The organism is Glycomyces sp. NPDC050141, assembly GCF_055586545.1.
The window spans coordinates 169940-195322 of sequence record NZ_JBVJHZ010000005.1; the positions used below are offsets into that span (position 1 = coordinate 169940).

Below are 25383 nucleotides of genomic sequence, written 5' to 3' on the forward strand. Positions count from 1 at the left end.
CGCGCGAGCCGCCCCTTCCCAGTTGGAGGCCCCGGCCGACGTGTGCAGGCGCACACTCGGCAGGGGCCTCCCCCCTTTCGGTACTTGTAAACTAGGCGGGTTACAGCCGTCGATCGGAAGGCCGCAATCTCGTGAGAGGCGTCATCCTCGCCGCCGGACAGGGGCAGCGCCTGCGCCCTGACACCGACGTGCTCCCCAAGACCCTCCTGCCGGTCACCGCGACCGAGACGATCCTCGACACGATCGTGCGGGGCCTGGCCGAGGTCGGCGTCACCGACCTCGCGATCACCGTGGGCCACGCGGCCGAGAAGATCATCGAGCACGCCCCGGTGCTGGAAGACCGCTACGGCGTCACGGTCAAGATCGTCGACAACGACAAGCCGCACTGGAACAACGCGTACTCGCTGTGGACCGCCCGCGAGCACTACGCCGCAGGCGCCGTCCTCGTCAACGGCGACACCGTGCACCCCGTGAGCATCGAGCGGAACCTCCTCGCCGCCGCCGAGAACGACCCCCGGCTCCTCCTCGCCCTGGACGACCACAAGCCGCTCACCGACGAGGCCATGAAGGTCCGCGTCGGTGAAAGCGGCGTCGAACTGATCCACAAGCAGCAGCCGATCGACTCCGCCGCGGGCGAGTACATCGGCGTCAGCCTCATCCCCGCCGGTCTCGCCGAGGACCTCACCAAGGCCCTCGAGGCGACGTTCAACCGCGACTCAACCCTCTACTACGAGGACGCGTACCAGCTCCTCGCCGAGGCCGGGCAGATCGGGACCGTCTCCACCGGGCCCGTGGCCTGGACCGAAGTCGACGACCACGCCGACTGGGCCCTCGCAAAAGCAATCGCGAAGGGCCTTTAATTGCCGACCTTCGCGCGCACCGTGCTGGCGCCCATCACGGTCGAGGTCTCGTCCGGGGCGCTGAAGCGCCTCCCCGAACTGCTCGCCGACTCCCGGATCTCCTCGGGCGGGCGCGTCGCCGTCGCGCTCGGGCCCGGCCTCGGCGAGAGCATCGCGGCCGAGCTGGACCACCTGCCGGACGCCACGGTGCACACCGTCGTCCCCGGGAGCCTGCACAGCGCCAAGGAGCTCACCAAGCGTCTGCGCGACGACCACCGCGTCGACGCGCTCGTCGGCATCGGCGGCGGGAAGCTCCTCGACACCGCGAAATGGGCCGCCTCCGACCTGGGCCTGCCCATGGTCTCGGTCGCCACGAGCCTCGCCCACGACGGCCTCGCCTCGCCTACGGCGTCCCTCGAACGCGACGGCGTCTCGGTCTCCTACGGGGTCCACCCGCCGCTCGCGGTCCTCGCCGACCTCGACTTCATCCGCCAGGCCCCCGCGCACCAGCTGCAGTCGGGGATCGGCGACGCGCTGACGAACCTCTCGGCCGTCGCCGACTGGCAGCTCTCGCACGAAGTGAACGGCGAACCCGTGGACGGCCTCGCCGCCGCCATCGCCCGCACCGGGGCCGAAGCGGTACTGCGCCACCCGGGGACCATCGCCGACGAGCCGTTCCTGGCGACCCTCGCGGACGCGCTCATCCAAGGCGGCCTCGCCTCCAGCATGGCCGGATCGTCCCGGCCCTGCTCAGGCGGGTGCCACGAGATCGCGCACGCGCTCGAAGCGCTCCACCCAGGCCTGGCGACCCACGGGGCGCAAGGGGCACTCGGAGCGCTGATCTGCACGTGGCTGCGGGGCGACAAGGCCCTGTTCAAGGAGATGTCGGCCGCCATGAAGCGGCACGGCCTGCCGCGCACGGCAAGTGAACTCGGACTGCATATCGCGGAGCTCGCCACAGCGGTGGCCTACGCGCCGAGGACCCGGCCAGGCCGTTATACGATTCTCGAACATCGTGAACTGGACTCGGTGGCGCTGGAGCGACACCTGACGGAGATGATGCATGAGCTCGATTAGCCCGCACCCCGACGGCGTCTCCGGCCCAGCCGGGAACAGCGACGGGAGCCCGGACAATCCCGATGCGGCCGCCCCCCAAGGCGGCTTCGGTACCGGGCCTTCGGCCAACCCCGCGGGATACCCGCCGGGGTCCATGAGCTCCGGTTCGGCGGCCTTCGCCAGCCCGCCGCCCTCGGCCGCGCCCGGCATCACCCCGGGCCACCAGGGCGGACCCGCAGGCTCCCCGCCCCGCGCCCAGGCGCCGCAGCCCCCGCAGGGCTACGGCGGCCCCGCGTCCTACTCGGCACCCGCCGGGCAGCAGCAGGCCTACGGTGCGCCCGCGCACCGCCCGGCCCCGCCGAACCCCGGCTACGCCGCCCCCGGCGGCCAGCAGCCCTACGGCACCCCGCCGCCGCCCCACGGCCCCGGCCAGCCGCAGCAGCCCTACGGCGGCCCCCAGCCCCACGGCCCCGGCGCGCCGAACCCGTACGGCCAGCCCGCACCGGGCGGCCACTACCAGCCGCAGCAGCCCCCGCCGCCCCCGGCGACCGCTCCGGCCCACCCGACCCCGCCGCCTCCGGCCCACCAGGGCCAGACCCCGCCGCCTCCCGCGACGGACCCGGCAGGCCAGGTCCCCCAGGCGCCCTACGCGACCCGCTCCGAACCGAGCCGCGACATGCCGGTGGCCGGGGCCTCCCCGATCCGCCGCAACTTCGACGACACGGCCGAGCTCCCCGCGTTCCTGGACTCCGCCCGCAGCGACGAGGGCCCCGCGACCGGCGCCATCCGCATCTCCGAGGCCGAAGTCAAGCCGCTCAAGCGGAAGTTCCCGCTCACGACCGGCTTCACCGCGCTCCTGCGCCACCGCCACTCGCTGTCGGTCCTCGTCCGGCGCGACCTCGCCGTCAAGTACCAGGCGACCGCGATGGGCTACCTCTGGTCGCTCATCGAGCCGCTGGGCCTCACGGTCATCTACTGGTTCGTGTTCGACATCGTCTTCAAGAGCGGCCGCGACCTCCCCAACAACGCGGGCTACCTGCTCTTCATCGTCTCCGGCATCTTCGCCTACCAGTGGTTCTCCTCGGCCGTGAACGAAGGCACCCGCTCCCTCGGCGGCCAGTCGGCCCTGATCACCGTCATGAAGGTCCCGCGCGAGGTCTTCCCGGTCTCGAAGGTCTTCGCGCGCTTCGCCGAGTACGTGGTCGGCTTCCCGATCCTCATCGCCGTCGCGCTCCTGGACCACGGCACCTGGGGCCTCAACCTGCTGTGGCTCTTCCCGGCCATCCTGACCCAGACGATGCTGCTGACCGGCATGGTGTTCGTCCTGTCGGCCGCCAACGTCCTCTACAAGGACGTCGAGCGGTTCCTCGGCCTCTTCATGCGCGTCCTCTTCTACGCCTCGGCGATCATCTTCCCGCTCACCAAGGTCTCCGAAGCGGACACGATGAAGCAGAACCCCTGGCTCTACGACCTGTTCTCCACGAACCCGCTCATCGGCATCTTCTCGATGCACCGGGCCGCGTTCATCCCCGGCCTGGCGCCGAACATGTACCAGTTCTGCGTCGCCGTCGGCTTCTCGGCCTTCCTGATGTTCTTCGGCCGCTGGATCTTCTACCGCCTCGAACCCCGAGTCCTCAAGGCGCTCTAAACAACCGCCGCGGCCCCGACCTGGAATCCAGGTCGGGGCCGTCGCTGCATCCGGCCGCTGAACCGCTGCCGCCCAAGCAGGACAGTGCGGCGCGCGCGACATCGGTACGATAGGACTCGCGGCTCCGCGACTGGTGTGCCAGCACAGCCGAGCAGGCCCCACACTGCGCCTCCCGGCGGGAACGGAACGCCTAGGATGGGGCGACCCGACGCGCCCCGGCACCCCTAGACGGAGAACCCAGCACCATGACCTCGCCCCAGCCCCCCGGGCCCCAGCCCCGAGCCGCAGCCGGGAACGGTGTCAACGAGGAGACCTACCACCTGCCCACGATGACGGCCGGCGCCGTGCCGCAGCGCACCGCGCCGAGCCCGTACCCGGCCCGTCCGGCGTTCCGCGCGCCCGTGCCGCCGCCCGCCGCCGAAGCCGAGCCGATCGCGCCGGTTCGAGTGCCGACCGCCGAGCACTGGGAAGGCACCGGGTTCCGCCCGGACATCCAGGGGCTGCGGGCGGTCGCCGTGACCCTCGTACTCCTCTCCCACGCCGGCGTCAGCTTCGCCGACGGCGGCTACGTCGGCGTCGACGTGTTCTTCGTCCTCTCCGGATTCCTCATCACCTCGCTGCTGGTGAAAGAGGTCTTCGACACCGGCAGGATCTCCCTCTCCGGGTTCTACGCCCGCCGCGCCCGCCGCATCCTCCCGGCCGCCAGCGCCGTCACGATCGCCACGGTCGTCGGCACCCTCCTGTGGTTCCCGGTCACCAGGCTCGAATCCGCGATGCAGGACGCCTTCATGGTCATCGTCTACGTCGTGAACTACCGGTTCGTGGCAGAGCAGACCGAGTACCTGAACGCCGAGCAGATGCCGTCGCCGTTCCAGCAGTTCTGGTCCCTGGCCGTAGAAGAGCAGTTCTACGTCGTCTGGCCGCTGCTGCTCATCGGGCTCATGCTCCTGGTGGGCAGGTCGCCGCGCAAACTCGTGTCCGCCGGCCTGGCCGCCTGCGCGGTCGTCTTCGCGGTCTCGCTGATCGCGTCGGTGTTCGTCACCGAGCAGTCGCAGCCGACCGCCTACTACGCGGCCCACACCCGGGCCTGGGAGCTCGCGGCGGGCGCGATCCTGGCGCTCAGCCTCCCGACCTGGCGCAAGACCCCGAAGGCCCTCGCCTGGATTCTCGGGATCGGCGGTCTGGCGATGGTGATCGCCTCAGGCGTGCTGTACACCGAGGCCACCGCGTTCCCCGGATACACGGCGCTGCTTCCCGTCGCCGGCACCATGCTCCTCATCGTCGCGGGCTCCGCGCGCGCCGGGCACCCCGTCGGCACGCTCTTGAGCACCGGCCCGTTCCAGTTCGTCGGGAAGCTCTCCTACAGCCTTTACCTGTGGCACTGGCCGGTCCTCATCCTGATCCCCCTCGCCATCGGCACCGAGCCCTCGATGGTGCTCAACCTGGTCCTGATCGCCGCGGTATTCGCGCTGGCGCAGCTGTCGTACCTGCTGATCGAGCAGCCGGTGCGTTCAGCGAAGCTCTTGAAGTCGCAGCCGGCGTACGGCATCGGCGCGGGCATCCTGTGCACGCTGCTAGCCCTCGCCACGGTCGTGACGACCTCCGTCACCGGGCTGGGCAAGGCCGAGGAGCAGCCCTCGGCCCAGGAGATCCAGGTCGAGGACTTCGAAGGCCTCACCCGCCAGCTCGAGGCGGGCGCCGAGACCCAGACGCTCCCGGCCGATCTGCAGCCGCCGCTCGAATCGGTGGCGGAGGACTACCCCCGCGTCTTCGCGGACGGCTGCTTCCTCAGTTTCGCCAAGACCGACAGCGAGGCCGACTGCGTGTACGGCAATCCCGAGGCGGAGACCACCGTGGTCCTGTTCGGCGATTCGCATGCCGCGCAGTGGTTCCCGGCGGTGGAGTCCATCGCGCTGGAGCGGGACTGGCGGCTCGTGGTCCGTTCGAAGGCCTCGTGCCCGGTCCCGGACGTCACGGTGCCGCACCCCAGTGAGGACCGGGACTACACCGAATGCGACCAGTGGCGCGACGCGGTCGTCGACTACCTCGGCCAGCTCAAGCCCGCCCTGGTGGTCGTGACCTCCTCAGTGTTCTACGAACTGCCTGGAACGGACGCCGCGGGGACCTGGTCTTCGGCCTGGGAGCGCACGCTCACGTCGCTCAACGACTCCGGCGCGGCCATCGTCACACTGAGCGATACTCCACGCACGCCGTGGAACGTCCCCGACTGCCTTGCGACGCACCCCGACAACGTGCCCGAGTGCGTCCCCGCACGTGACGAGGCGCTTCCGAAGGCGGACCTGCGCAGCGCTGAGTCGGTCGTCCAGAGCGCGTTGGGCGCCACCGTGATCGACGTCCTGCCGTGGTTCTGCCTAGATACGGTCTGTCCTGTGGTCGTGGAGCACCTCCAGGTCTACCGCGACCGCAACCACATCACCGTCTCGTACATCAGTTCGCTGGCTCCGCTGCTGGAGGAACGCCTACCCGTCCAGTAAGGAACCGCGATCACGGCGTTCACCCCTGGAATCGGTCCTCCGGGCCGGTCTGACCGGCCGCTCTGGGCACCGGCAGGCGAGCGATCCCCTGATACGATCGGGACACCGTCACTCCCCGAAGGGAACCCCAGACCAATGGACCTGTATCGGCTGATGCGACCGCTCCTGCCCGTCGTTGTCATCGCCGTTGCCGCCGCGTGCACGGCCTCGGGTGGCACGGGCGACGATCCCTCCGGCGAGGCCAGCGGTGCTGCGGACAGCACCGCGTCGCCGTTCGAAGGCGTCACCGAGCCGGTGGCACTCGAGATCCCGCTGCCCGAGGGGTTCGTCGCGGATGACGCCGCGGTGCGCGAAGTCCCCATGTCGGACGCGGTCAACACCTACACGTTCCGGCCCGCAGGCGGTGCCGAGTCCGCGATGATCCAGGTCAGCACCTACGTCCTTGACGAAGCTGTCGACGAGTCGGACTACCGGAGCGTCGTCGAGTACATCCGGGCCTACGACGCCACGGTCGGCAAGGAGTACACCGCCGAGAACGACCGGCCCGCGATCGCCCACCGCCGCAGCGGTGTCAACATGCTCACCGGCTTCGAAGAGGGCGGGGTCGAGATCGTCCAGCAGAGCCACTACTTCTTCGAGGCCTCCCACGCCATCCAGGTGACCTGCCAGTGGTCGGACACCGACTACCTCGCCGTCTACGAGGGCTGCAAGAACCTGCTCAGCGACTTCCCCTTCCCCGACGGGTGGGATAAGTGACCGCTCCGCCCGCACTGGCCGGCGGCAACCGCTCCGATACGGCAGCAGGCGAACCCCAGCCGCTCGACCTCCTCGAACCCCATTTCGCTCGCCTCGGCCGCGACAACGCCACGCTCAACGCGCTGATCGTCGCGGCCCTCGCGGGGAAGTCCCGCGTGGCCCGGCGCATGCTCGCCCGCCTGGCCTACGCCGCCGACCCCGAGGCCCTGCTCTCCGCCGAACCCGCGGCTCGATCTGGCAGGCTCCACTGCGCTTCGGCGGTCGCCCTCGCCAAGGTCCTCGCCACCCAGCCGCTCGAGCCGTGGCACCGGCAGCGCGCCCTCGACATCTACGACGACCTCCTCGACGAGGGCAACGAGATCGTCAACGCGACCCACCAGGGACTCCACGCAGAACTGATGTTCCACACGGGGCAGCTCGAGCGGGTGACCGAAGCGCTCGCCTCCTACAAGAACATCGGCCGACCGGTCCGCCGCGCCCTCGAAGCAGAACTCCGCTACCCAGCACCCGGTGAGGCCCCTGACGAGTACCTGCGGCGCTTCCAGCAGTTCGCCGCCTGGGCCGACCTCGACCTCCGGCTCCGGGACGGCGAGGCGTCCCTGCTCGACCGCATCGAGCTCACCGGCCTGAGCCCCGTCCACGGTGGCCAGCGGGTGTCGATCCTCATGTCCGCCTTCCGACCCGGGCCCGAGCTGTTCACCGCGATCCGCTCGGTCATCGCGCAGAGCTGGCAGAACTGGGAGCTCCTCCTCGTCGACGACGCCTCAGGTCCCGACTACGACGGCATCCTTGAGGACGCCGCGGTCCTCGACGACCGGATCAGGCTCATCAGGCGCGAACGCAACGGCGGCACGTACGCCTCCCGCAATGACGCGCTGAAGGCCGCGACCGGCGTCTTCGTGACCGGACTCGACTCCGACGACTGGGCGCACCCGCGCTGGCTCGAAGCGCAGGTCGAACCGATGACCCGCTCCCGCGACATCGTCATGACGTACGCCGAGGGGATCCGCGCCACCGCAGATCTGCGTGTCTCGCTGCATCCCGGACGCGCGCTCTGCGAGGTCCGGTCGACGTCGATCATGTACCGGCGGGCCGAGGTGCTGCCGCGACTCGGACGGTTCGACAGCACCCGCAAGGCCGCCGACTCCGAGTTCCGCTTCAGGATCGTCAGCGCGTTCGGCGATGCCGCCGTCGCCGCCGTCTCCGGCCGGTTCACCATCGTCCGCCAGCAGTCCGGAACGCTCTCGCACGGCGAGATCGGCCAGGGCTGGCTCCATCCTTCCCGCCTCGCGTACGAATCGGCGTACCGCCACTGGCACACCGCGATCCGCAAGGGCAGGGCCGACGCGTACCTGCCCGAGGACGCGCCCCGCCGCGTTTACGCGCCCCGCCGGCTCACCGAACCGGGCTACTCGGCGCAGTCGTTCGACCGCCTCTACATCGCCGACTGGCGGAGCATGAACCGCGGCAGCGAGGCGCTCCTGCGCTCGGCCCGCGCGGCGCTCGACGAAGGGCGTACGGTCGCGTTCGCCCAGTACTCCAAGCCCTGGGAGCACACGCGGCTCCGGACGCCGATCGCAGCGGAAGTGCTGGCTTTCGTCCTGGACAAGGGCGTCGAGTTCGTCGACGCGGCGGCCGTCGAGTCCGAGCGCGCCGTAGTCGCGGACGAGGAAGTGGAAGCCGCCCTGCGCATCGAGCACCCTGAAGGGCGTTTCGCGGCCGTGCAGTTCCTCGATCGCAGGTCCAAACGCACGGTGGTGCCGCGCCTCCCGGCGCCGAGCACCCGCCGGCCGGCCAGGCAGCCGCGGCCCCGTTCGATCGCCGTCCTCGCGGCCGCCACCGGCGTCCTGGCCCTGGCGGGCGCGGCCCTCGTCGGCTTCCCGGAGCCTCCTGGACTGGCCTTGGCCGTAGGAGGCCTCGTATTCGCTTGCGGAGCAGTGGCGCTCGCATCGATGAAAGCCGCCTCGCGCTGGCGCTGATGACCGCGGTGCCCCGCTGCGGAATGTTGTACCGATCCTTCTGACACGCAAAACTGGTGAAACAAGCATGGTGAGAATTGCAGAGGCCGTCCGGACTCGCATCAGCCGTTCGAGCGCGCGTACGGCATTGGCCCTCCTCGCCCTCTTCAGCGCGACCGCCGCGCTCCTCGTCTATCTGATGCCGCAGAGGATCGCGCTCGCGTTCGCGGCGCTGGTCCTGATCGCAGAGGCGGGCCTGGTGGTCCTGATCGCCCTGCGGCTGCTGCGACGGACCCGCGTGAAGGGAGCGGTGGCGCCCGATCCGCTCAGGCCCCGCACCGGGCCGTTCCGGTCCGCCCAGCTGACCGACCAGCAGCGCCGCATCCTCAAGAACTGGCGCGCGCGACTGTTCGGGGGCTTCTCCGAGACCGCGCTGCGCGAACTGGTGCCCGTGGTCACGTCGGCGTCGGCGTCGCCCGCGTACAGGCTCGCAGTGGCCGAGATGGTCGTCGACTGGTACCGGAAGCACGACGATGCCGCCGACAACCGCGCACCGCTGCGGTTCGACATCATCATCACCTCGCACTTCGCACTGCCGGGCGGGACGACGTCGGCGAACGCCGAGGAGATCCGCGCCTACCGCAAGGCCGGGCTCACCGTCGGACTGCTGCACCACCCCGTGTACCACTGGGACGTCGCACGCCCGATCGACCCGAAGATCATGGACCTCGTCGACGGCGACCAGGTCCGCCTGCTCGAAAGCGCCGACGAGGCGGTGTGCGACCTGATGATCGTGCGGTTCCCGCCCGCGGTGATGCGCCTCCTCGACGACCGGCCGCAGATCACGGCCGCCCGGACCGTCCTGGTGGTCAACCAGACGCCGTACTCGTTCTACGGCCCCGAAGGCGGCACCTCGGTCGCCTGGGACGTGCGCACCGTCTATGAGAACCTCACCGAATGGGTCGGCGACCACACCTGGTACGCCATCGGCCCGGTCGTCCGCGACGCCCTCCGGCAGCACCACGCGGACGAGATCGAGCGCGTCGACCTGGCCGCGGAGTTCTGGTACGAGAGCATCGACGCCGACGAGTGGCGCCGTCCCGGGCAGCGCGAGCGCGCGGGCAGTCCGTTCCGGATCGGCCGCCACTCGCGGGACGCGAGGCTGAAGTGGCCCGACACGGCCGACCTGGTGCGCGCCTGCTACCCGACCGAGGACGCCGACTACGAGATCCGCATCCTCGGCGGCGTGGACGTGCCGAAGGAGATCCTCGGGGGCCTTCCGGGCAACTGGGTCGACTACCCGTTCAACTCGGTGCCCGCGCGCGAGTTCCTCGCCGAGGTCGACGCGATGGTCTACTTCATCTCCAGTGAGGGCGCCGAGGCGTTCGGCCGCGCGCCGCTCGAGGCGATGGCCGTGGGCCTGCCGTGCATCATGGAGCACCGGTTCGAGGAGCTGTTCGGCCCGGCGGCGATCTACTGCTCGCCCGAGGAGGTCAAGGGCGTCCTCGACCGCCTGCGGACCGACCCGGCTTTCTACGCGGAGCACGCCGAGCTCGCCGTCAAGTACGTGCGCGAGCAGTTCTCCCATGAAGCGCAGCTCGCCCGGGTCGCCTCCCTGGGCGTCGAACGGCTGCAGGAGTCCGCGAACGGAGTGGCGGTCGCCTGACCGCCACCGCGGTCGTCAGCGGCGGGAACGCAGGCGGCGAAGCCGCCGCCCCAAGGCCCGCCGCACCCGCACGGTGAAGCGCCCCAAGCGGCTCGCTTCGAAGAGGGCGAACCGCTCCTCGGCTCGCAGCCGTGACAGTTCCCGGTCGAGGTCCCGCATGCGCTTGCGGCGGGCCAGGGCCGCTTCGGCGCCCTTGCCCGGGCGTACCCACCGGTCGGCAGGTTCGGCGGCCGCGCCCCAGACGCGGGCCACCGCTGCGGCGTCGTCGCCGAGCCCGAGCCTGATCGCCCGGTTGAGGGCCGCGGTCCGCTCCAGGACCGCCACCCGTCCGATGCCGGGGTCCTCCAGTTCGAGCATGCCCAGGCGCTGCGCGTCCATGTGCGCCACCAGCCGTTCGAGGCCGTCGAACGACAGCGCGGTCCCGGCGCGGAGCGTGAGCCGGAACGGTGCGGGCTCCGCGGTGCGGTCGACGGTTTCGCGGAAGGTGATGCGCGGGTCGCCGCTGAACGACTCGCGGATGAGCCGCAGTTCCAGCTGCGGATCGTCGAGCGGTGCGACCCGCTCGTCGGTGAGTGAGCTCCACGGTCCGGTCAGGACGGCCGCGACGTCGGGCAGTGCGCCGCCGAGCACCGAGGCCAGCGTCGTGCGGACGTGTTCGAGCTTCGACCCGCCCGCGTCGACCACGACCTCGATGTACGGTACCCGCCACTGCATGCCGGGGCGGTTGCGCAGGTACCGCAGGCTCGGCACGCGTCCGGCCATGTACTGGTGGCGGTAGCGGGTCCCCGCCTGCTTGCGGGCCGATTTCATCTGCGAGAGCCCCAGGTGCCAGGCGGCCGCCCCGGCTTCGGGCACGAACACGGCGCCGAGCTGCGCCATCCGGTACCCGAACTCGGTGTCGCTGCCCAGCGGCATCGAGCGGTCGAGTCCGCCACAGGCGTCGTGGAGGGCCCTTGAGAACGAGATGGTGGCACCGTTCGCGGTGATGAAGGCGCGTATTTCGTCGTCGATCCGGCCCCCGGATTCGCGGACCAGCCCGATCTGCCAGTCGTCGTCGTACTCGATGCCTTCGAAGAGCGAACCGGAGGTGTCGGCGGCGACGGCGTCGCGCACCTTCAGCGGCAGGAGCTCCTCGACGGGCGCGTCGACGAACGCGAGCTTGCCGACGACGACGAAGCCGTCGCCGAGGTGGTGCCAGCGCAGGTGCGACTCGACATGGCCCCGCACGGGCAGCACGTCGGAGTCGAGGCGCAGGACGATCTCGCCCTCAGAGGCGCGGACTGCGGCGTCGACTGCGGCAGCGATGCCCCACCGGCCCTTCGGGGTCCGGACGATCCTGGTCCGCTCGGGCCGCAGTTCGGGCAGGAACAGCGGGGGTTCGCTCCCGTCGTCGGCGACCACCACGTCCATCAGCTCCGCGGGGTAGCTCTGGGCCGCGAGGGCGGCGAGGGCGAGGTCGAGCTTGGCCTGGTCGAGGTAGGCGGGGACGACTACCGAGACGCTGCGTGTCGGCTGCCAGGCCGACTGGTCGGGGCGGACGGCCTCGTAGTCGTTCCTTTCGACGATCACGGGGATGCTGGGATCGGACGGTACGGCTGGCATGTTCCTCGGCTGTCTGGTGGGTGTTCGTGCGGTCGTCGCGGCGGCCGCTACTGTTCGGCGGTGTTCCGCAGGACGATTGTCCCTCGCTCGTGGCTGATGCGGTCCTTCTCGAACTGCGTGAACTCCGTAACCCAGCGTTCTGCGGTGGCACTCTCTTCGGGCCGGAACGCGTCGTCGAGTACCACCAGCGCGCCGGGCGCCAAACGGTCGATAAGCAGCGGCACCGCAGGATAGCGGGCCATGGGGCCGGTCTTCCCGGGCGGACCGTCGACCACGACCAGGTCGAACGTGCTGTCGGGAACGGCTTTCGGGTCGTACCAGTGCCAGGTCTCACCGCTGACGGTGACGTCGACGAGCGGCGCGTCCACGACCTCCGCCCAGTCTTCGAGGCCCCGCTCCCGCAGCATCTGGCGGGTCGCCTCGGCGAACCGGGGCTCGTGCTCGAGGGCGGTGACCCGCCCGGTCCCCAAGTCTCGCATCGCGTACGCGAACACCACTGTCGAGGTTCCCGATCCGCATTCGAGCACTCGGGTCCTGCGGTGGTCGACCACCTGGGTGTACAGGTACCGAACGAGGTCCACTCCAGCGGCCCAGCCCTGCATGTGCGGCAGGGCCCTGCCGGGGGCGATGTCCTGGTAGAGCGCGAGGAGGTCTTCGACCTTGCCGTACTGGCGGCGGGCGGCCTCCGCGACCGCGTCGCGGTTGGACCGGCGGAGCGCGTCGATGTCGGTGCGCAACGCTGCGACAGCCGGGGCGAGCTTCGCGGACTGCGCCGCGAGTGACTCGTTGCGGGTCGCGGCGAGTTCGGCCCACTGCTTCGCCTGGGCGTGGCGTGCCGCTGAGCGGCGCTCGGCCGCGATCTGCTCGAGACCGAGCTGTTTGAGCGCGGCCTGCGCCTCGGTGAACCGGTCGTCGAGCGCGCTGCCGAGACTGGTTTGGCGCGAACGTGTCTCAGCAGAGGTTCGGCTGAGTACCTCGACCGCGGCGGCGAGTTCGCGGAGCTGGCGGAGCTGCGCTTGATGGTGCCGCCTGAGGGTGGCGGCCGCACCGGCGAGGGTTCCGGAGACGAGCACGCCTGCGGCGAGGATGGCGCCGCCGGTGCCGCCGACCGCGAGGAAGAGCCCGGTGGCGACGGCGGCGATGCCGACCGCGCCGAGGAGGAGGCGGTTGCGTTTGAGGAGTTTCATGTTCATTGCCTGTGTTTCACTTGCTGCCCGTCGCAGCGGAGGCGCTGTGGCGGCGGCAGCGTCCGGCATTGGCGACCCAGATCTGATGTTCATCGTGTACTCGGAGGATTTCTCGGAGACTAGCAGCCGGTGGACAGCAGTACGCGATCGACTGTTGGCAGAGGGTGTCACGTGCTCGGGTCGACCGCCGCGAAGGAGCCGCCGAAGGCGATGTTGTCGTGGACGACCGCCCGGCTGTCGACCGAAGTGGGGCCGTCGTTCCATGCCGGCTTGTAGATGCCCCATTTGAGGTAGCCGTTCGCTTCGGCATCGTTGAAGGTGGTAGGCCCTGCTTCGTCGAGGACTTGGTCCCATCCCGGGTCCAGGTCGGTCTGGTGCCAGGCTCGGACCGCGCCTTCCTCGGTCGGGTCCCAATCGAATGCGAACACGAAGTCGTGCCAGCGGCCCGGTTCCAGCGGTGCCAGGTCGTACCCTGCTCTGCTGAACGAGTCCTCGCCGGTGCACGGGTCGTCGTCCGAGTTGACCCGCAGCCGCCACACGCCCTCGGGCTGCACTGACAGGAAGGCGCTCGGGGCCTTCTCGGCTTCGCAGTCCTCCGGTTCGGTGTGCCATTGGAAGAGGATGTCCTCGCGGGTGTCGGTCTCCCAGGTACTGGCTATGTAGATGCTGAATCCGTAGTAGGCGGTCACGCCCGGCCCGAACCTGCTCTCAGGCCAGCGGGCCGTGTGGGCTTCCGCCCGTGTGCCGTCGGCGACCTGGTCGTCGCCGTAGCGGAGCAGGCTGCGGAACGCGGGTCCGCCGCTGCGGGCGAAGTCCACGGAGGTCATTGAATCGTCGCAGCAGGTCTGGAAGGCCAGTTCGGACTCCCACGTGACGATCCCTGCGGCGGTGCTGAAAGGGCCCCAGCGGCTTTCGGGATCACCCGTGTACCGGGTCTTCGCCGAATGCAGGTCGACGGCCGACGCCGCTGCGACCACCGCGACGAGCGCGGCGAGCACGAGGAAGATGACGGCGGCTCGTTTCATGCGGCAATGATATCGATCGCATGTCCGCAGGTGTCCCGACTGACCTGCCGGTCAAGGGAACTCACATCGGCGGGCCGTCATCGAGCACGAGGTGGTCCTGGAACTCCTCGACCCAGTGCCCGAGCAGGCTCGCCCAGCTCAGCACCCGGAACTTCGCGGTGTTGCCTCTGACCGGGTCGGTGACGCCGGGGTCGCGCAGATCGGCTCTGACCTCGTCGGCGAGCAGCGCCATCGCGATATCGCTCGACCGGACGTGCTCGGTCAGCACCGCGAGTGTCGCCGGACTGGTCTGGCGGCGCGGACCGATCGGCCGCCTGGCCGTCGCCGCCGGGTCGTTCGTCGAAGGGAGCGCGGCGATCCGCGGGTCGACCGCCTCCAGCATGTGTACGTAGAACTCGGCGCCCAGCTTGCTCCGCAACGGGATGCGCATCGCTGCACGCATCGCCTCCGGGTGGACGAACGGCAGCGCGACCTCGGTCTCGGGAGCGAAGACCCACATCGGCGATGCCGCGATCGAGCGGCAGGTCCTGGTATGCAGCGCGGCCAGCGACGGCGCGCTGTGGTGGCCGTCGAACGGCGCGGCGGCCTCTTTGAACGCCTGCTGGTGGAGATCCGCGAAGACCGCCGCCGCCCCCGGACGGAGGAACGCGTTGCCCTCGATCGGCATCCCGACCGCGTCCTGCAGCATCCGCTGCTGCAGCCGCGGCTCGTGTTCGGCTGCCATCGTCTCTGAGACGAACGAACCGCTGAACAGGACGTCGCCCGCGAGTCCGTCGAGCAGCCTGACGCGCTTGGCCCGGACTTCCCGCGCCAGCGGCATGAGCCAGGTGTGGAGCAGCGTCTGGAATCCGGTGCGGCGCCTGACCTCCTCGTACTCGGCGATCCAGGCGTCGTCTCCGGGGATCACGATCCGATGGCGGGTGCCGAGCGCCGAGGCCACGGCGGGAGCGTAGGCGACATCGAGGTCGCGGCCGTCGTCGGGGCTCGTCGTCCACGTCCGCATGCGCCTGACGCGGGGCGCCGCCAGCATGGTGAGCAGCCGCGAGTCCCAACCGCCGCTGAGCGTGGCGGCCGTCCGCCGACCCGGCCGGACGACCTGCGCCAGCACCTCGACCGCCTCGGCCGGACTGAACCCGGGATCGGGTGCCACCTGCATCCACGAAGGTTCGAACGACGATTCCAGCAGCCTGCCGTCCTGCCAGGTCCAGGAGCTGGCCGCGCGCATCCGCCGGATCTCCTCGAACGGCGTCGCATCCCCGATCGGAGAGGTCATCGCGAGCATCGAAGCCCAAGCGCCCCAGTCGATGCGGCAGCGGGCCCCGCCCACGGAGACCAGCGGTTCGACGCGCCCGCAGAAGTAGACCGCCCCGCCGATCCTCCGGTAGAAGAGGTCTTGCAGGCCGAGGGCGTCCGCATGCAGCACGGCGCGCTCAGGTCCTGCTTCGACGCCCGGCGCCATCCACTGCTCAGCGGCCTCGGTCCAAGCGTGCGGTGCAGAGCCGTCGGCGAGCGGGCCCCAGCAGAACCCCCGGCGCTCGGCCCCGCGCCAGGCCGCAAGCGGACCGGAACTGAACAGGACTAGCCCCTGCTGCTCGACGACCTTGCGCACGGCGACAGGGGACGCGCCAGCCAGCTCCTTGATCCGTCCGGGGTCCCATGCGCCGACAGCGCCGAACACGAACGGACGGGACCGGTACCGGATCGAGGGGTCATTGTTCTCGGGGACGCGTCGCATCGGCCCGACTCCTTGTGGACGAGGGGGTCCGGCGTTCCGCGCGGTGAGCCGCCGGTGGAGGGGGGCTACCGGGGGGCGGCAGCGGCCTGGAGCGCCGCGCGGATCTGGCGGGACAGTTCGTCGTAGTACTCGGCGGGGAAGTGGAACGGGGCGATACCCCAGCGGTGCGCCGGGTCGGCGACGCGGAGTTCTGCGGGCGGGGCGACGGTCGAGACGCGTGCGCCGAGGGCCGCTTCGAGGAGATCGTAGGCCCGCAGGAGCCAGGTGTTCGACCGTGCCGCCAGCTCGTGGTTGGACAGCGGCGCACCGGTCGCGTCGTGGGTGGCCCAGAGCGCGCGGTGCACGATGACCGGCTGCTGGGGCAGCAGCGCCGCGAACTGCCGTGCGGCTTCGGCGAAGGGGCCGTTGGCGGCGAGCTCGCGGTCGTCCGCTACTGGTTCGTCGCTCGGACGGCCGAGACCGGCCTGGTTGAAGTGCAGTGTGGCCGCCACGAGCCCGTGGCCGGTGTTGACCAGCGGGGCGCGTTCGTCGATGAGATCGATGACGATCGGGTGGTCGATGGTCGGGGCGACCCGGGCGACGCTCTTGTCGTGGTCCTCGACCAGCACTCGCCGCTGGAATGCCGAGTCGAGCTTGACGTCGTCGGCCCGGAGCGGGGTGGGCGTCGAGACGATGCTCTGGATTCTGGTGCGGGAGAAGTAGTGCACCGGTTTCGGCAGCGGGGAGGAGCCGAGGTCGCCCGCGTCCCGGGTGACGCAAGAGCCGATGATCGAGTACTGCATTCGGGGCCGTTCGTCGGTGGATCGTCGGCCGTTCCCATGCCGGTCGCCAAAGGTGAGGAGACGTCGAATTCGGCCGTGTCGACTGTAGCAGGTCGGCCCTCCTGCGGCAGTCGGCACGACCAGGCGTCCCGCGTCAGATTCAGGCGCTGGCGGCCATCGGTTGGAGTACCTCGCGGATCTGGCGGGCCAGTTCGTCGTAGTACTCGACCGGGAAGTGGAACGGTTCTTCGCCCCAGCGGTGGGTGGGGTCGGGGACGCGCAGCTCCTCGGGCGGGAGGACGATCCTGATGCGCGGGCCGACCGCGCGGATGAAGATCTCGTAGGACCGGGCGAGCCACTCGTTGTAGCGCTGCGCCATCTTGATCTTCGCGACCGGCTTGCCGTCGGCGTCGTGCGTGGCCCAGTAGCCGGCGTGGAGGACGATCGGGTGGTTCGGGACGAAGCGGTTCGCGAAGTAGTGGCACGCTTCGGCGAAGGGCCCGTCGTCGCTGAGCTCGCGGTCCTCCTCGACCGGCACGACCCCGGCCCGGTCCCCCAGCCCGAGCTGCTGGAAGTGGAGTGTGGCGGTCACCAGTCCGCTGCTCGTCCGCACCAGGGGCGAGCGTTCGTCGCCCAGGTCGACGACGAGTGGGTGGTCGAGGCCGGCGAGGATGCGTGCCGGGGTCTTGTCGTGGTCTTCGATGATGACGCGCCGCTGGAACGGGGAGTCGAGCTTGACGTCGTCGGGGTCGATCGGGCTCGGGGGCGAGACGATGCTCTGGATTCTGGTGCGGGAGAAGTAGTGCACGGGTTTCGGGAGGGGCGCCGCTCCGACGTCGGCGGCGTCGCGCGTCACGCAGGTGCCGAGAATGGAGTAACGCAAGGGTTCGAGGGTCATGAGTAAGTCGCTTCCTGCCACGGAATATATGAGACTGCTTCATATGGGTTTTGGGCGACTATACCAGTGCCTACGCCTACTGATGGTCATGAACCAGGCGAACCAGTGTAATAGGGCAAAGTGGACTGAGTACATTAAGTGAATGCGAAGGGGCGCCGCGCTTCCGCGCGGCGCCCCTTTTGCTTTGTTGGGCCCTCGTGGTTACACGAGGCCCTTCTTCTCCAGGGCGGAGCAGACGGTGTCGACGATCTTGCCGGTCACCAGGTAGGGGTCGATGTTCGCGTTGGGGCGGCGGTCCTCGAGGTAGCCCTTCTTGTCCTTCTCGACCTGCCACGGGATGCGGATCGAGGCGCCGCGGTCGGAGACGCCGTAGGAGAACTGGGAGTAGTGGGCGGTCTCGTGGGCGCCGGTGAGGCGGTCCGCGATGCCGTGGCCGTAGACGGCGATGTGCTCGGCGGGCTTGTCGTCCTGGCCGAGGGCCTCGCACGCGGCGATGATGGGCTCGTAGTCCTCGCGCATGGCCTTGGTGGAGAAGTTGGTGTGGCAGCCGGCGCCGTTCCAGTCGCCCTTGGCGGGCTTCGGGTCGATCGTCGCGGTGACGTTGAACTCCTCGGCGGTGCGGTAGAGCAGCCAGCGGGCGAGCCACAGCGAGTCGGAGACCTCGAGGGCCGACGCGGGGCCGACCTGGAACTCCCACTGGCCGGGCATGACCTCGGCGTTGATGCCGGAGATCGGCAGGCCCGCGGCGAGGCAGTTGTCGAGGTGCTTCTCCACGATCTCGCGGCCGAAGATCTCGTCGGCGCCGACGCCGCAGTAGTAGCCGCCCTGCGGGGCCGGGTAGCCGCCCTCGGGGAAGCCGAGCGGGCGGGCGCCCACCATGAAGGTGTACTCCTGCTCGATGCCGAACCAGGACTCCTGGCCCGCGTACTGCGCGTCCAGCTCTTCGGTCTTGGCGCGGGTGTTGGACGAGTGGGGGGTGAAGTCGATGTCCAGGACCTCGCACAGGACCAGGATGTGCTCGCCGCCGCGGATCGGGTCCGGGGTCACCTTGACCGGGCGCAGCACGCGGTCGGAGGCGCCGCCCTCGGCCTGGTTGGTGCTGGAGCCGTCGAAGCCCCAGATGCCCGGCTCTTCGCCGGCGGCAAGGATCTTGGTCTTGGAACGCAGCTTGGCCGTCGGCTCGGTGCCGTCGATCCAGATGTACTCGGCCTTGATAGCCATCAGGTAGGAGCCCTTCAAACGGTGATGCGGTCCAGCCTGGCTCGATCCGCACCGTGAAGCAGGAATGCCCGAGCCGTGAAGCTGTGCTGCCACGCTCCCAAAAAGCAATTTCTCGTTCGTTGAAGTCATGTAAACAGTCTGTTAACCGCTGCTGTGCGTGAGCAATAGAGCGCTGTGAGTCCGACTCACCCTATTTTCGGGGATAAAATCTGTTTCACCCCGTATCCCCGATCAGTCCCTTTTCGTTCTAACAGTTGCGAGCGGCGAGAACGCTCGCGCTCAGGTTCAGGACGAAGGGGAGACGATGGGACGCATCGCCGGAGGCAGCGAGGTCACTCGCCGCTTCAGCGTGCTCCGATTCCTCCTCGGCGCCGCGCTCACCGCATTCGGCTCCCTGCTTCTAGGGGCCTTCGCGTTGGCCGCATCCGCTTGGGCATCAGACGATTCCGCAGCATCGCAGGGCCTTGCCGCGATGACCGACCCCCTCTCCGCAGAGGTGTCCGACATGTCGCGCCTGGCCGCGCGACTGGTCCCGCAGAACCAGCAGGGACATCGGGCACCGGCGGCGCAGGGGGAGGTCTCGGGGCTGGTGTCGGGCCTGGACGAGCCGGTGGGATCGCTGGTGGACGAGACGGACGGGGCCGTACGCACTGCGCTGCAGGGCGACGCCGTGCCTGGCCTACTCGACTTGGATGACGAGTCCGTCGGAGACCGCACCGCTGAAGTAGTGGCACCGCTGGTGGGAAACCTCGTGAAGGGAACGGCCTCCATTGCGGACGGCCCGGCCCCCGCGGTGTCCGGTGTCTACGAGACTGTCGCGCCCTCGACCGATCCGGTCGACGTACTGGCGCGACTGGTGACCGATGGCCTGCGCCTCGGCGACGGGACGACGCCCGGGAGCGTCCCCGTCGGTGCCGCAGGACAACCGAGCTTCACCACACTTACAGCACAGCAGGTCTCGGACGAGGTGGCGGCGTCGCTCTACGGAGCGAACAGCGGCCGGCCGGCCGCCGCCGCCGAGTGCTCCGCCGAACACGAGCGGAAGACGGACGTATCCAGTATCGAGGACGTGCGCGGCGTGCCGCGCACCTCGGCCAGACCGTGGCTGTACGACGGCCCCGGACTGCCTGACCTGAAGATCATCCCCGGTGGAGCCACCGGCTCGACCGTTGGTATCAGCGTCGACAGCGGCCACACCGCTGTCTGCGTCTCCCCGTCCGCCGCGGGGGAAGAGGTGTCACTCTCCCGCACGGTGATCGGGGAATTGGGGCGGCCGCTGGACCGCGCCGCCGAGCTGTCCGTCGCCCCAGACTAGGGCCTCCGCGCGTCGGTGCGCGGGGAACTTGAAGTCCGCCTTCAAACTCTCCCTCCGGTTGCAGTGCATGGGGTCTCGCATCCCACGCCCTCCGGCGCCCCGACGCGCGGAAGCCTGTCGCACCACCGCCCCCGAACGGGGCGGGAAAGACGATCCGAGTCGCCCGGAACCTCCGGGCGCACAACCCAGAAGGAAATCGCAACTCATGCGCAAGGTTCTCACCGTTGCCGCCGTCGCCGCCGGCGCCGCCGCTCTCTCCGCCGCCCCCGCGATGGCCGGCAACAACTCCGGCGTGTCGGCCGGTCCGGTCAGCCTGATCAACATCGACGCCTCGGACGCCGCGCACTGGCAGATCTGCGGCCAGAACGTGCTGACCCAGTCCTTCGGCCAGGACTGCGACAACCGCGACCACATCGGCGAGGGCCCGCAGTCCGGCGTCGACGCCGGCGACACCTCGCTCGGCAACCTGGACATCTCGTCTGCCGCCCACTGGCAGATCTGCGGCCAGAACGTCGGCGTCTCGCCGTCGCTCGACCAGATGTGCAAGAACTACGACCACATCACGCCCGCCGCGCAGTAGCCGCTGCGGCGATCAAGCCCCGTCGGGCGGTTCAGTTCCGGCCCGACGGTCCCAGAAGAAACTTCGAATCGGGGGAAATTCATGCGCAAGTCCACCTACATCATCGCCGCTGCCGCCGGCGTCGCCGCGATCGGCGCGGCCGCTTCGCCTGCGATGGCCGAGAACTCCGGCGTCAACGCCGGTGCGGTGAGCCTGGTGAACATCGACGCTTCGAGCGCCGCGCACTGGCAGATCTGCGGCCAGAACGTGTTCGCCCAGTCGTTCGACCAGGTCTGCGACAACCGCGACCACATCGGCGAGGGCCCGCAGTCCGGCGTCTGGGCCGGTGACGTGTCCGCCGCGAACCTGGACATCTCGGACGCCGCTCACTGGCAGATCTGCGGCCAGAACGTCGGCGTCGCGCCGTCGCTCTACCAGCAGTGCCTGAACTACGACCACATGCCCAACACGGCGCAGTAGGTCGACCTTCGGGGCGGGCCTCTCCGGGCCCGCCCCTCCCAACTCGAAAGGAAACACAGCAAATGCGCAAGACCACCGCTACCGCGGTTTTCGCTGTCGCCGCCGCCGGCGCTGCCGTCCTCGGTGCCGCCTCGCCCGCGATGGCCCAGAACTCGGGTGTCTGGGCCGGTCCGGTCAGCCTCGTGAACATCGACGCCTCGAGCGCCGCGCACTGGCAGATCTGCGGCCAGAACATCCTGACCACGTCGTACGACCAGGTCTGCGACAACCGCGACCACATCGGCGAGGGCCCGCAGTCCGGCGTCAACGCCGGCGACGTGTCGCTCGCGAACGCCGACGTCTCGAGCGCCGCGCACTGGCAGATCTGCGGCCAGAACGTCCTGACCCAGTCCTTCGGCCAGGTCTGCGACAACACCGACCACATCTCGGACAACGGTTACCCCGACAAGGGCGACGACCAGGGCGACTACTAAGTCCCCGGGAAACCTGGGGCTTGGTCGAGAGTGAAGTAGAGGAACATGCGCTACAGCACCATGGTCGCGGCTTCGGCCGTTGCCGCCGCAGCAGCAGCGGCGCTCTCCGGAGGAGCCGCCTCTGCGTCCACACCCGACTGGCTGACGGTCGCGAACGTGGACGACGAGCACGAATCGCTGCTGCCCGCGGTGTGCGAGACCGGCGAGACCGGCCCGCTCACCGCGACCGCCTGCGAGAGCCTGCTCAGCGCCGACACCGAGGACGAGGCCGAGAACTTCGGCCATGAGCTGCCCGAGTCCCCTGAGGCCTCCGGCATGCCGTCCCTCGCGAACGTCGACCTGCGGGACTTCGCGAAATGGCAGGTCTGCGGCATCGCGGTGGCGAGCTCCGTCGAGCCCGCCGAGTGCGACAACTCGATCCCCGGGAAGGAGCCGGTGCGTCCCCAGGGCGGGATCTCACTGGTGAACGCGGACACCACCGGTGCGTTCCACTGGTCCGTGTGCGGCATCGCGGTCGGACAGACCGGCGAGGCCACCGACTGCTGACCTCATCGGACAGCGTCGGGCCTTCATACCCAAGCGGGCGGAGGCTCATGGCTCCGGCCGCTCCCCTGTGCCCGCTATCCGCCGATCTTGGGGGACCAGGGGCGGCCCGCGGTCAACCGGTACTTGCGGGCGGCCGGGTAGCCGGGCGCGGCCAGCCACACCTCGGCGTCGACCGCCGACTCCACCTCGACTGAGACGAGTTCGCCTCCGGCCCAGGTCATCTCGTTCACGGTGACCCCGCCGCGGGCCCGCAGGCCCCGGACCTGCCCGTCGCTCCAGGCGCCCGGCAGCGCGGGCAGCAGCTCGATCACGGGGGCGCCGTCCTTGACGCGGTGGGACTGGACGAGCATCTCCGCGATCGCGGCGGTCGTCCCGAAGTTCCCGTCGATCTGGAACGGCGGGTGCGCGCACAGCAGCGACGCGTAGACCCCGCCGTCGGCGTACTCGGCGCCTTCGCCGCGGAAGCCCACGGGCGTCAGGAACTCCCCGAGCAGCCGGTGCGCGCGGTCGCCGTCGCCAAGGCGAGCCCACAGCGCGGTCTTCCACGCGAGGGACCAGCCGGTGCCCGCGTCGCCGCGCGCTTCGAGGCTCTGCTTCGCTGCGGCAAGGAGTTCGGGGGCGTCGGCGAACGAGTTGCCGGGGTAGACCCCGTACAGGTGCGAGACGTGCCGGTGGTGCGGCTCGGCCTCCTCGTGCTCGGCGGCCCATTCGAGGAGCCGCCCGTCGGCGCCGATCTTGGGCCCGGCCAGGCGCGGCACGGCCTCCCTGATGCCCTTGACGAGCTGCAGGTCGTCGCCGTGCAGGGTCTCGGCGACCACGTCGGCCGCTTCGAGGACGAACGCGAACAGCTCGCGCACCAGCGTCGCGTCCATCCCGGTGGACTCGTCGACCGCCGAGTTCCCTTGGGGCGTGACGAACTCGTTCTCCGGGCTCGTGGCCGGGCTCGTGACGAGCGTGCCGTCCTTGCCTTCGGAGAGCCGGTCGAACGCGAACCTGGCCGCGCCCAACGCGATCGGCAGGTGGTCGGCGAGGAACTCCTCGTCGCGGGAGAACCGCCAGCGCTCGGCGAGGTGCATCGCGAGCCACAGGCCGCCCATGGGCCAGGCCTGCCAGCAGGCGCGGCCGTTGACCGGGGTGGTCAGGCGCCAGTAGTCGGTGTTGTGGTGGCAGCACCAGCCGCCCGCGTCGTACATGCGGCGGGCGGTCTCCTCGCCGGTGCGCGCGAGGTCGCCGACGAGGTCGAACATCGGCTCGTGGAACTCCGGGAGCGCGCAGGTCTCGGCGGGCCAGTAGTTCATCTCCACGTTGATGTTCGTGGTGTAGTCGCAGTTCCACGGCGGGGTGACGTGGTGGTTCCAGATGCCCTGGAGGTTCGCGGCCTGCGTGCCGGGCCGCGAGGAGCCGACGAGGAGGTACCGGCCGAACTGGAACGCGAGCACGGCGAGGTCCTCGTCGGCGGTCCCGGCGGCGCGGCGGTGGAGGCGCTCGGCGGTCGTCAGGTTATCCACAGGCCCCTGTGGACGGAGGTCGAGGCCGACGCGGTCCATGATCGCGCGGTGCGCGGCGGTGTGGGTGTCCAGGAGTGCGGCCCAGCCGGTGTCGGCGGCGCGGCGGGCTTCGGCGCGGGCGGTGTCGAGCGCGGCCGCTTCGTCAGTCCCTGAGCGCAGGGCGACGTAGACCTCGATGCTGCGGCAGCCCGTGAAGCGGTGGCCGCCTTCGGTTTCGGCGAGTTCGCCGTCGCAGCGCAGCTGCGCGTTGAGGCCGAGCCGCCGGACGCCTTCGGTGGTGGAGTAGTCGGGGACGCCGCCCGCGACGCTGACCGGGGCGTGCCCGGTGAAGTCGAGTTCGGCAGCGCCGGTCGCCGCGTTGCCGCCCTGGTGGGGCCAGTCGAAGCGGAGGTCGAGGTCGAAGGGTTCGGTGGCGGTCCAGCGCAGGGCGATGACCTGGTAGGCGGCGGAAGCGAAGGCCTGCTTGGTGATCCGGCCGCGGGTGACCGTGGCCACGCCGTCGCGCAGGTCGAGTTCCCTGTGCTCGCCAGCGGTGTCGTCGGAGTGGACCGCGACGAGGGCCCCGGCGGGCTGGTAGGCCTCGGTGTCCTGGCCCTGCAACTGGGTCACGAGCTGGTCGGCGGCGTAGTAGTCGCCGCGGCGCACCGCTTCGGCGGCTTTCGCGGCGATCCCTTCGACGCCTTCGGGGACGCGCCAGGAGCCGTCGCCGGACCAGAAGCCGTCCTCGTTGAGTTCGATCCGGGGGCCCCACAGCATCGCGCCGATGCGGCCTTCCCCGATGGGAAGGCCTTCGTGCCAGGCGCCGGGGGCGGTGTCATAGGTGAGCTTCAATGCTGCAGACATGCGCAATATCCTATAGGATTCAGATCCGGAAATCCGCTCCGAACCCCGTTGGCAGCATCTACGTTCACCGTTATGAAATTGAAACAGTTCAGCAAGACCGCGTCCGCAACAGTCCTCGCAGGCGGCCTCCTCGGCTCGCTCGCCTTCGCCGCGCCCGCGCTCGCCGCGGTCGAGACGATCTTCATCAACGAGGGCAACGTGCCCACGACCGCCAAGGGCTTCGACGACCAGTCCTGCGACAACATTCCGCCCGGCGACATCTCCGAGACCGAGGACGGCTGGGTGTTCGTCCTCCCCGCCTCGGCAGGCGCCGAAGGCAACTTCATCTCGGTGACCGCGCTCTTCGAGGACGGCGACGGCGACCCGCAGCTCCTCGACACCGACAACGACGGCGGCATCGTCTCCGGCTCGGGCGACAACAAGGCCTACATCGTCTCGCCTGCGGGCTGGACCCTCATCGACGCGTCCGCCGAGGTCGAGGATCCCGACGACGACGCGTTCTTCAACCTGACGCACGCCTGCCCCGGCAAGCCGGGCAACGGGAACGGCGGGCCCGGCAAGGGTCCCGACCAGGGCGACTTCTAGCCCCGCGGTGGGAGCCCGCGTTAACCACATGCGGCACTGAGGTTCTCGACCTCGCGTGCCGGTCTCGGGGGGGGGGGGGGGGGGGGGGGGGGGGGGGGGGGGGGGGGGGGGGGGGGGGGGGGGGGGGGGGGGGGGGGGGGGGGGGGGGGGGGGGAAGGGGGGGGGAGGGGGGGGGGGGGGGGGGGGGGGAGGAGGGGGGAGGAAAAAAAGAAGGGCTTGTGTTCTGT

21 protein-coding genes are annotated in these 25383 nt (G+C 70.1%); 13 read left to right on the top strand and 8 right to left on the bottom strand.

Annotation, left to right across the window (positions count from 1 at the left end; genetic code table 11):
- The first annotated feature begins 131 nt into the window (after nucleotides 1–131).
- The 7 genes from ACZ60M_RS05205 (at nucleotide 132) to ACZ60M_RS05235 (ending at nucleotide 10418) form a co-directional block, all read left to right on the top strand.
- Nucleotides 132–860, top strand: a complete 729-nt coding sequence (locus tag ACZ60M_RS05205) for a phosphocholine cytidylyltransferase family protein (protein WP_465414878.1) — start codon at nucleotides 132–134, stop codon at nucleotides 858–860.
- The gene (locus tag ACZ60M_RS05210; protein WP_465414880.1) at nucleotides 861–1916 is read left to right on the top strand and encodes an iron-containing alcohol dehydrogenase family protein; all 1056 of its coding nucleotides are present in this window, start codon (nucleotides 861–863) and stop codon (nucleotides 1914–1916) included. It begins immediately after the preceding gene.
- On the top strand, nucleotides 1903–3543 hold the full coding sequence (locus tag ACZ60M_RS05215; RefSeq protein ID WP_465414882.1) for an ABC transporter permease: 1641 nt from the start codon (nucleotides 1903–1905) through the stop codon (nucleotides 3541–3543). Before ACZ60M_RS05210 ends, ACZ60M_RS05215 begins: the two co-directional genes overlap by 14 nt.
- Nucleotides 3544–3788: 245 nt before the next feature.
- Entirely contained in the window at nucleotides 3789–6038 is a 2250-nt protein-coding gene (locus ACZ60M_RS05220) for an acyltransferase family protein (RefSeq protein WP_465414884.1), read from the top strand.
- Between the two features lie 135 nt (nucleotides 6039–6173).
- Nucleotides 6174–6794 carry a hypothetical protein gene (locus ACZ60M_RS05225; RefSeq protein ID WP_465414886.1) on the top strand — a complete coding sequence of 207 codons (621 nt, stop codon included), beginning with the start codon at nucleotides 6174–6176 and terminating at the stop codon, nucleotides 6792–6794.
- Nucleotides 6791–8773 (top strand): glycosyltransferase, encoded by a 1983-nt coding sequence (locus ACZ60M_RS05230; RefSeq protein ID WP_465414888.1) that lies wholly within the window; start codon nucleotides 6791–6793, stop codon nucleotides 8771–8773. The genes ACZ60M_RS05225 and ACZ60M_RS05230 overlap by 4 nt, the downstream gene beginning before the upstream one ends.
- Nucleotides 8774–8840: 67 nt before the next feature.
- On the top strand, nucleotides 8841–10418 hold the full coding sequence (locus ACZ60M_RS05235; protein WP_465414890.1) for a glycosyltransferase family protein: 1578 nt from the start codon (nucleotides 8841–8843) through the stop codon (nucleotides 10416–10418).
- 15 nt (nucleotides 10419–10433) lie between these two features.
- Here ACZ60M_RS05235 and ACZ60M_RS05240 read toward each other — a convergent pair whose 3' ends face one another.
- From ACZ60M_RS05240 to glnII, 7 genes are all read right to left on the bottom strand, one after another.
- Nucleotides 10434–12020 (bottom strand): glycosyltransferase family 2 protein, encoded by a 1587-nt coding sequence (locus ACZ60M_RS05240; RefSeq protein WP_465414892.1) that lies wholly within the window; start codon nucleotides 12018–12020, stop codon nucleotides 10434–10436.
- A gap of 47 nt (nucleotides 12021–12067) precedes the next feature.
- Nucleotides 12068–13213, bottom strand: coding sequence for an O-methyltransferase (locus tag ACZ60M_RS05245; RefSeq protein ID WP_465414894.1), 1146 nt, complete (start codon nucleotides 13211–13213; stop codon nucleotides 12068–12070).
- Between the two features lie 161 nt (nucleotides 13214–13374).
- Entirely contained in the window at nucleotides 13375–14232 is an 858-nt protein-coding gene (locus ACZ60M_RS05250; RefSeq protein ID WP_465414896.1) for a polysaccharide lyase, read from the bottom strand.
- A 61-nt stretch (nucleotides 14233–14293) separates the two neighbouring features.
- Nucleotides 14294–15967 carry an asparagine synthase-related protein gene (locus ACZ60M_RS05255; protein WP_465414898.1) on the bottom strand — a complete coding sequence of 558 codons (1674 nt, stop codon included), beginning with the start codon at nucleotides 15965–15967 and terminating at the stop codon, nucleotides 14294–14296.
- A gap of 65 nt (nucleotides 15968–16032) precedes the next feature.
- Nucleotides 16033–16749 (bottom strand): DUF6270 domain-containing protein, encoded by a 717-nt coding sequence (locus ACZ60M_RS05260; RefSeq protein ID WP_465414900.1) that lies wholly within the window; start codon nucleotides 16747–16749, stop codon nucleotides 16033–16035.
- Between the two features lie 139 nt (nucleotides 16750–16888).
- Nucleotides 16889–17611: a DUF6270 domain-containing protein gene (locus tag ACZ60M_RS05265; RefSeq protein WP_465414902.1), complete on the bottom strand. Its 723-nt coding sequence runs from the start codon at nucleotides 17609–17611 to the stop codon at nucleotides 16889–16891.
- 216 nt (nucleotides 17612–17827) lie between these two features.
- The gene (gene glnII, locus ACZ60M_RS05270) at nucleotides 17828–18847 is read right to left on the bottom strand and encodes a glutamine synthetase GlnII (RefSeq protein ID WP_465414904.1); all 1020 of its coding nucleotides are present in this window, start codon (nucleotides 18845–18847) and stop codon (nucleotides 17828–17830) included.
- A 304-nt stretch (nucleotides 18848–19151) separates the two neighbouring features.
- Here glnII and ACZ60M_RS05275 point away from each other — a divergent pair, with 304 nt between their 5' ends.
- The 5 genes from ACZ60M_RS05275 (at nucleotide 19152) to ACZ60M_RS05295 (ending at nucleotide 22220) form a co-directional block, all read left to right on the top strand.
- Nucleotides 19152–20162, top strand: a complete 1011-nt coding sequence (locus tag ACZ60M_RS05275; RefSeq protein WP_465414906.1) for a hypothetical protein — start codon at nucleotides 19152–19154, stop codon at nucleotides 20160–20162.
- 205 nt (nucleotides 20163–20367) lie between these two features.
- Nucleotides 20368–20742: a hypothetical protein gene (locus ACZ60M_RS05280; protein WP_465414908.1), complete on the top strand. Its 375-nt coding sequence runs from the start codon at nucleotides 20368–20370 to the stop codon at nucleotides 20740–20742.
- An 81-nt stretch (nucleotides 20743–20823) separates the two neighbouring features.
- The gene (locus ACZ60M_RS05285; RefSeq protein ID WP_465414910.1) at nucleotides 20824–21201 is read left to right on the top strand and encodes a hypothetical protein; all 378 of its coding nucleotides are present in this window, start codon (nucleotides 20824–20826) and stop codon (nucleotides 21199–21201) included.
- A 62-nt stretch (nucleotides 21202–21263) separates the two neighbouring features.
- A complete protein-coding gene (locus ACZ60M_RS05290) occupies nucleotides 21264–21674 on the top strand; it encodes a hypothetical protein (RefSeq protein WP_465414912.1) in 411 nt (136 codons plus the stop codon).
- Nucleotides 21675–21719: 45 nt separating this feature from the next.
- Nucleotides 21720–22220, top strand: a complete 501-nt coding sequence (locus tag ACZ60M_RS05295; RefSeq protein WP_465414914.1) for a hypothetical protein — start codon at nucleotides 21720–21722, stop codon at nucleotides 22218–22220.
- 74 nt (nucleotides 22221–22294) lie between these two features.
- Here ACZ60M_RS05295 and ACZ60M_RS05300 read toward each other — a convergent pair whose 3' ends face one another.
- Nucleotides 22295–24571, bottom strand: a complete 2277-nt coding sequence (locus tag ACZ60M_RS05300) for a glycosyl hydrolase family 95 catalytic domain-containing protein (protein ID WP_465414916.1) — start codon at nucleotides 24569–24571, stop codon at nucleotides 22295–22297.
- 72 nt (nucleotides 24572–24643) lie between these two features.
- Between ACZ60M_RS05300 and ACZ60M_RS05305 the strand changes: the two genes are divergently transcribed.
- Nucleotides 24644–25156: a hypothetical protein gene (locus tag ACZ60M_RS05305; RefSeq protein ID WP_465414918.1), complete on the top strand. Its 513-nt coding sequence runs from the start codon at nucleotides 24644–24646 to the stop codon at nucleotides 25154–25156.
- Nucleotides 25157–25383 lie beyond the last annotated feature (227 nt).